Annotated in this window: 7 protein-coding genes and 1 pseudogene; 4 read left to right on the top strand and 4 right to left on the bottom strand. The window is 60.9% G+C overall.

All coding sequences use genetic code 11. The features are described from left to right. Both B0G80_RS45130 and tnpB read right to left on the bottom strand, forming a co-directional pair. Nucleotides 1-239, bottom strand: a 239-nt coding sequence (locus B0G80_RS45130) for a transposase (RefSeq protein WP_220377542.1), incomplete at its 3' end; no start/stop codon positions are given. A 76-nt stretch (nucleotides 240-315) separates the two neighbouring features. Continuing rightward, nucleotides 316-534, bottom strand: a complete 219-nt coding sequence (gene tnpB / locus B0G80_RS45125) for an IS66 family insertion sequence element accessory protein TnpB (RefSeq protein WP_116120257.1) — start codon at nucleotides 532-534, stop codon at nucleotides 316-318. A gap of 300 nt (nucleotides 535-834) precedes the next feature. Here tnpB and B0G80_RS45610 point away from each other — a divergent pair, with 300 nt between their 5' ends. The 4 genes and pseudogenes from B0G80_RS45610 (at nucleotide 835) to B0G80_RS45110 (ending at nucleotide 4268) form a co-directional block, all read left to right on the top strand. Beyond that, on the top strand, nucleotides 835-1032 hold the full coding sequence (locus B0G80_RS45610) for a hypothetical protein (protein ID WP_147309901.1): 198 nt from the start codon (nucleotides 835-837) through the stop codon (nucleotides 1030-1032). Further along, nucleotides 1010-1651 (top strand): recombinase family protein, encoded by a 642-nt coding sequence (locus tag B0G80_RS46580; protein ID WP_220377540.1) that lies wholly within the window; start codon nucleotides 1010-1012, stop codon nucleotides 1649-1651. The genes B0G80_RS45610 and B0G80_RS46580 overlap by 23 nt, the downstream gene beginning before the upstream one ends. Before the next feature lie 812 nt (nucleotides 1652-2463). Beyond that, nucleotides 2464-3916: pseudogene (gene istA / locus B0G80_RS45115) on the top strand (IS21 family transposase). Then, the gene (locus B0G80_RS45110) at nucleotides 3885-4268 is read left to right on the top strand and encodes an ATP-binding protein (protein ID WP_309568821.1); all 384 of its coding nucleotides are present in this window, start codon (nucleotides 3885-3887) and stop codon (nucleotides 4266-4268) included. Before istA ends, B0G80_RS45110 begins: the two are co-directional and overlap by 32 nt. Before the next feature lie 16 nt (nucleotides 4269-4284). Here the strand turns inward: B0G80_RS45110 and B0G80_RS45105 are convergent, their stop codons facing one another. Together B0G80_RS45105 and B0G80_RS46335 are read right to left on the bottom strand one after the other, a co-directional pair. After that, nucleotides 4285-6345, bottom strand: a complete 2061-nt coding sequence (locus B0G80_RS45105; RefSeq protein ID WP_116116778.1) for a recombinase family protein — start codon at nucleotides 6343-6345, stop codon at nucleotides 4285-4287. Next, nucleotides 6326-6493, bottom strand: coding sequence for a hypothetical protein (locus B0G80_RS46335; RefSeq protein WP_181919892.1), 168 nt, complete (start codon nucleotides 6491-6493; stop codon nucleotides 6326-6328). Before B0G80_RS46335 ends, B0G80_RS45105 begins: the two co-directional genes overlap by 20 nt. Between the last annotated feature and the right edge of the window lie 59 nt (nucleotides 6494-6552).

The following is a 6552-nucleotide window of genomic DNA, read 5'->3' as shown; positions in this document are numbered from 1 at the left end:
CGCCGTGCCTTCGTCGGTCTCAAGCTCTCGAGCCGCAGTTCGAGTTGCTCGATCTGACGGTCCAGCTTCTCCGACTTGCGACCGAACTGCATACGGCGCAGCTTGGCAATGAGCAGCTTGAGGTGTTCGACTTCCGCTGCGCGCGAAGCCAACGCGGCTTGTTGCGAGTCGACCGTTTCTTGCAGTTTGAGCACTTGTGCGTCGCGCTCGCGCAGTGCCGCTTCCTGGCTGAGCAGCATGGCCTTCAGCGTTTCGACATCGTCGGAAGTAGGTTCGCGCGCGTCATGCACGCAGTTTACGCGCAGGCAACGACGTTTACAACGCCGAGGTCGGTCGTGCTGTTCTCGTCGGGTGCCGCCAGTCGATGCCTTCGAGCAGCATCGATAGTTGTGCCGGGCTCAGGCAAATAACGCCACTGTCGGCTTGAGGCCATACGAAGCGACCCTTCTCGAGTCGCTTCATCAGCAGGCACATGCCATCGCCGCTCCACCACAGCACCTTGAGCAGGTCGCCAAGCCGCACGACATTCAACATACCGATCGCAAATCGTTACGATCGCATACCGCTGGCATCCCGCCTACGGCCAGGAATACAGGCTGGTCCGTCGTACTGGGCGCCGCGGAAATCAGATGGTTCACCTCGACGTGCCGCAACAGATCTCCCGCGAGTTGCCGGCCTGGATGCTCGATGCGTCGATATGCTCGGCAATGTCGCTCGGCGAACCGCGAGTGAGCGCCGAAGCGCTGGCCTTCCTGTGTCGCATCCTGTCTGAGCGAAAGCGCCACTCCGTCGAAGGAGGATCATCGAAACCTCTGTCAACGGAGGGCCATTCCGATGAGACGACTGCAAAGAGAACCCGGCGTACAGCTTCCGCTGGAACTGTATCGAGATCCAACCTTCAACGCAGCCATCGTGGGGAATCGACGGGAGGAAGTGATCGAAGCGCTCGCAGCACTTCTGCTGGAAGCGCTGGGCAGACCGGTGAACACAAACGACCCAGGAGATCGTGATGAGCCAGAAGATTTCCGCTGAGCATCTCTGCCGCGGTGCAGTCGTTTATGTCCGGCAGTCAACCATGAGCCAGGTGGTGGAGCACACGGAGAGCCAGAATCGTCAGTACGCGCTCGCCGAATCTGCGCGAGCCATGGGCTTTGCTTCAGTAACAACCATCGACGATGATCTTGGACGTTCGGGGTCCGGCAGTGTCGAGCGGCCTGGATTCCAGAAGCTGGTCGCGTCAGTGTGCGCAGGATCCGTCGGCGCCGTGTTCTGTCTCGAGGCTTCACGACTTGCGCGCAACGGCCGCGATTGGCACCATCTCATTGATCTTTGCGCACTGGTCGGCACGGTCGTGGTTGATCACGACGGTATTTATGACCCCAGGCTGGTCAACGATCGACTCCTGCTTGGACTCAAAGGAACGATGTCGGAGTACGAACTCAGTCTGCTGCGACAGCGCGGCATTGCCGCCCGTGATTCGAGGCCCGGCGTGGGAGTTTGCGCTTCGCGCTACCTCCCGGCTACTGCTGGAACGAGCTTGGACAGATCGAGATGGATGCGGACGAGCGGGTTGCCGAGGCGATCCGGGTGCTATTCCGTAAGTTTCGCGAACTCGGCCAGTTGCCCGTCAGGGTGCTGCTATGGGCCATAACAATCGGATGTCAAGCTGCCCGTAACGCGGCACGGCCCCGCCGGCATCCGGATCGAATGGAGCCGGCCTGCATATCACACGGTTTGTCCAGATACTGGAGCATCCGTTTATGCTGGCGGCGTATGTGTTGGAAGGACGACCCACCGCACTGCTGTCATCGACGGACGGGCTCGCAAGACTGAAGGCCACTCCAAACCGATGAGAGACTGGAGCGTCCTGCTGCGGGACCATCACCCTGGGTATATCACGTGGGATCAGTTCGAGGAGCAATCAAAGGATGATTGCCGAGAACACACACATGAAGAAGCGAGCCTCCCGCCGATCTGCTCGTGGCGGGCGGGCCTTGCTGGACTGGCCTGGCTCGATGTGGCCGATGCGGTCGAATGATGCGAGTCAACTACGGCACGAGAGCCGGTCACGCGCATCGCTATTATGCCGCGGCGACGAAGCACACGTCGGAGCATTTCGCTGTATCGGAATCGGTGGAATACGTATCGACAAAAGCGTGGCGGCCGCAATTCTCGAAGCGGTTTCGGAGCATGCAGTGGAAGCGGCCGTTCGCGCTGCACAGCAAACATCGCCGCGCAGGCGATGATGTGCGTCGCGCGTTTGGGCGGCGACAATTATCGTGGCCGGTCGTTGACGACTTGTTTTGGCCGGTGGTGAGGAGTCGCAGGCGGCGTAGCCGCCGGAGACGACGAACCACCGGCGGCGCCGCGTCGGCGGGCAATAGGATGGCTGATCGATCCTAAAGAAGAAGCGATCAGCTCATGTCTGGAACCCGCATACCGACCAACAGGTTTCGCCTTTACATGAACAAGCGCAAACACCATCCGCAGGAAGTCGCGGCCGCCAAGGCTGGAATAAGCGTGCGTAGCGCACGCCGCATTGAGCGTGACGCGACTCTGCCATCCCAGAAGCCGCGGCGGTCCTGGCGCACCCGTCCCGACCCGTTCGCCGATGTTTGGGACAGCGAGATCATGCCGCTACTGCGTAACGCCCCCCATCTGATGGGCATCACGATCCTGCGCAAGCTGCAGGAGGATCACCCGGAGCGCTATCCCGACGGCATGCGCCGCACGCTGGAGCGGCGCATTCATCAATGGCGGGCACTTGAAGGCCCCAGTCAGGAGATCTTCTTCCCCCAGGAGCATCAGCCCGGCGTGCGCGGGCTGTCGGACTTCACCGATATGAGCAAGCTGTGCGTGACGATTGGCGGCGCACCGTTCGAGCACCGGCTGTATCACTTCGTGCTGGCGTTCTCACGCTGGGAGTACGCCTGGCGTGGTCGAGGGGCGGTGAGAGTTTCGAGGCCCTCGCAACCGGATTGCAGAACGCCCTGTGGCAGGCGGGAGGTTGCCCGCGCGAGCATCGCACGGACAGCCTGTCGGCCGCCTTCAAAAACCTGAGCGAGAAGGAGGACTCACGGACCCGTTACAAGGCGCTGCTCGATCACTACGACATGCAGGGCACGCGCAACAATCGCGGTCTGGGTCATGAGAACGGGAGTGTCGAATCCTCGCACCGGTATCTGAAGGATGCGGTCGATCAGGCCTTGATGCTTCGTGGCCATCGCGACTTCGCTGATCGTGCCGCTACGATGAATTCATCCGCGAGCAGGTGATGCGTCGAAACCGGCGCAACGCGGCCGCGTTCCGTATCGAGCGCCAGCAGCTTCAGGATCTGCCGGAGTACCGTACCACCGACTTCGTCGAGGAGGAGGCTCCTGTGACCCGCTGCAGCACGTTCACGGTGCGCGGCATCCTGTACAGTGCGCCGTCGCGCCTGATTGGTCACCGGCTAAAGGTGCGCGTCTACGGCGACCGGCTCGACTGCTACCTGTCTGGCGTGCTGGTGCACAGCACCGCACGGGGCTCCCGTGCCCACGACAACCGTCACGCGCTTGATTACCGCCACTTCATTGGCTCCCTGAAGCGCAAACCGCAGGCATTCAAGGGGCTCGCGTTTCGTGACGCGCTGTTCCCGCGCGAGGCCTACCGCCGGACCTGGGAACAACTCGACGCCCGCCTGTCGCAACGCGAAGCATGCAAGACGATGGTTGGCCTGCTTGAACTCGCCGGCCTGCATGGCGTGGAGGCCGTACTGGCCGGACAGCTTGACGTATTGCTGGAAGCCGGCAAGCTGCCCGATCTCAAGGCGCTGCGTGAGCAGTACGCACCCCGTGAGGCCTCGTGTCCTGAGGTGGAGGTTCAGATGCCGCCCGTTGCCGTCTATGACGAACTGCTCGAGGAGATGGCAGCATGAACGCGCCGCACATGATGGTGGCCGCCTGGCCCTGATGCTCAACGAGCTGCGCTTGCCAACGATCGGCAGGTTGTGGCCCGAGTTCGCCGAGCGCTCGGATAAGGAAGGCTGGCAGGCCACGCGACTGCTTGGCGCACTGCTTGAGCACGAGCTGGCTGAGCGCGCCAAACGACGCATCGAGCGGCACCGCACCGAGTCGCAGATGGACCCGACCAAGACGCTCGCCACCTTCGACTTCAGCGCCGTGCCAATGGTGTCGAAGGCCCATGTCACGGCGCTGGCCACTGGCGAGTCATGGCTGGAGAAAGGCGCCACGGTCCTTCTGTTCGGGCCACCCGGACACGAGACATAATGCTCACCTCCCTATGTTATTGAAGATCAATGGATAGTTGATTCGGGTCAGCTGATTGCGGACCCTCGATGGCACTTCTTGCTGTGATAAACGTTTCGACATCGACGCGCCGTAAAATCCACGGTGCGCCAAGACACGCCTGCGTGGCAGGCAATCGCTTGATGCGGATCAGCCGGAAGACGGTCGGTGTACTGATGCCTAATAGCGCCGCGACTTCCGTCACATTCAGCTCATTGCGCTCTTGCCGCTCTCCCTCGCGATAAGCGGCTATCGCATGGTCTTTGCGCAAGATACAAATTCGCGCCGCTGTCCATGAAAGCCCTTTCGCCGTGCGTTTGCCTAAACGATTAACGACAGCAGCGATGCCTTGGTCTGCAAGCGTTCTCGCCAAGGCTCGAACGATGTCGATCGTTTCGACGTCAGTGGCCCAGCGATGTTGACCGGTCCGGTTCGTTTCAAATTCGAGCTCGGTGTGATCGCCCCCTTGCCAGTGTAGGAGCGCCCGGATGGTGTGGTCCTGCTTGGTGACGACAATCTCTTTGAGCACGGTGCGCAAGATACGTTTCTTGATCTCGATGGCACTGGCAGGGTGATTCCACAACCTGGGCAGGTCAGTTCCTAATCTCATGAGCTCGTCGCGCGCGGTGGCGCTGAGTGAGTCTGCAGGCTGCTCGCGCAGCGCATCCAGTTCGCACTGCCGCTGCGCTTGTGTTGCCAACGCGTCGTTCCACCGACGCTCAAGCTCGGAGGCTACCAGCCGGTTATCGGGATCGATCGCATCGTACTGCCGACGCGCCCGAGCAGCTTCATAACGTGCCTGTTCGAGCGCCAGTTCCTTGTGCCGGACTCGCTCATCCTCACTCAGGCGCTTGCGCTCAATGGCGTCCAGCGATGCGCGAATGCCCAATGGTTCAAGTCGGTGTAGAACTTCCTCAGCGACGCGTTGGTCTACGCGCACCGCACCGAACGAGATGCAGCGTGGGCCGCCATGATTGATCATGCTGCCCTGACAGCTATAGCGGCCGATGTCGCCCTTGGTGCCTGAATACGCGACGTGCAGTTTGCGACCGCAATGGCCGCAGCGGATGAGACCGGCCAACAGCAAACCGCCGCGTTTGACCGCACCCCGAACCATGTTGCCCTTCATGTTGGCGTTGTCGGTGATCAATTTGCGATTGCTCTCGTACTCGTCCCAGCTAATGTATCCCGCGTGGTGTTCGACGATCAAGACCTGCCATTCTTCGCGATTGACGTGGGTGCCGCTGTACAGCCGCTTGCGACCGCTCTCAATGCGCACAATCGTCTTGGTCTTGCCGAATGCGTATGCCCCGCCGTAGGTGGGATTCGTCAGGACATGCCACAGGGTGTTATAGACCGGTAGTTTCCAGACAATATAACGGCCCTCCGGGCCATAGCTTGCCGCCGGTAGCTCAATGCGCTCCTGTCGAAACCAGATTAAAACCTGCCTCACACTACCAAACTCGCGAAACTTCCGAAACACCAGATCGAGCGCTTCACGAATACGTAGATCCGGATCCTTCTCGATGCGGTTGTTCGGAACACGCATGTAGCCAATCGGTGCGGTCATGAACAACTCCCCGCGCTTGGCCTTCTGATCCAGCGCGGCTTGGGAGCGTTGACGAAACGTCGAGAGTTCCATCTCGGATAACGTGCCCTTCATGCCCAGCAGCAGGCGGTCGTTAGGCTCGCGCGGATCATATACACCATCTTCATCCACCAGGATCGTTCCGACGAGCCGACAGAATTCGAGCAACGTGTGCCAGTCACGCCCGTTGCGCGCGAGCCGGGACGCTTCGATACAGAATACTGCGCCCACCGCGCCGCTACAAAGGGCGGCCAGCAAGCGCTCGAAGCCGGGCCGATGGATACCCGAGCCCGAGCGGCCCAGGTCGTCATCGATGACCGTCACCTCAGGCCAGCCGAGCACGCGGGCACGATCGGCGAGTCCATACTGACGTAACTGGCTCTCACGATTATGCTGCACCTGGTCCAGCGTCGACTGACGAACGTAGACATAGGCGAGGCGCGAGAGATGCTCAGCGCGGATCTTGTTCATCGCGCACCTCCATCTCGATTGCATCGATCACCGACTGCATCAACAGTGTCAACTGCGCCACTACGTCCGCTAACACCTCTGCGGGCAGAGGTCCTTCCTCGCTGCTCCCCTCGAACAGATCGTGCTGCACCATCACCTGTTTGCGCATCACCGTATCCCCTGTGCGTTGACAACACTGAAGAAGATAAAGCGGCGCTGACCAGGCGT

The organism is Paraburkholderia sp. BL6669N2 (assembly GCF_003387275.1).
Classification (GTDB): Bacteria; Pseudomonadota; Gammaproteobacteria; order Burkholderiales; family Burkholderiaceae; genus Paraburkholderia.
Note: the sequence above shows the minus strand (reverse complement) of the source record. Positions and strands in the feature narration are given on the sequence as shown.

What these genes read in the sequence shown, in the direction of transcription:
- B0G80_RS46335 (WP_181919892.1), bottom strand. Translation starts at nt 6,493, where the DNA reads ATGCGCAAACAGGTGATGGTGCAGCACGATCTGTTCGAGGGGAGCAGC.
- B0G80_RS46580 (WP_220377540.1), top strand. Translation starts at nt 1,010, where the DNA reads ATGAGCCAGAAGATTTCCGCTGAGCATCTCTGCCGCGGTGCAGTCGTT.
- tnpB (WP_116120257.1), bottom strand. Translation starts at nt 534, where the DNA reads ATGTTGAATGTCGTGCGGCTTGGCGACCTGCTCAAGGTGCTGTGGTGG.
- B0G80_RS45105 (WP_116116778.1), bottom strand. Translation starts at nt 6,345, where the DNA reads ATGAACAAGATCCGCGCTGAGCATCTCTCGCGCCTCGCCTATGTCTAC.
- B0G80_RS45610 (WP_147309901.1), top strand. Translation starts at nt 835, where the DNA reads ATGAGACGACTGCAAAGAGAACCCGGCGTACAGCTTCCGCTGGAACTG.
- B0G80_RS45110 (WP_309568821.1), top strand. Translation starts at nt 3,885, where the DNA reads ATGACGAACTGCTCGAGGAGATGGCAGCATGAACGCGCCGCACATGAT.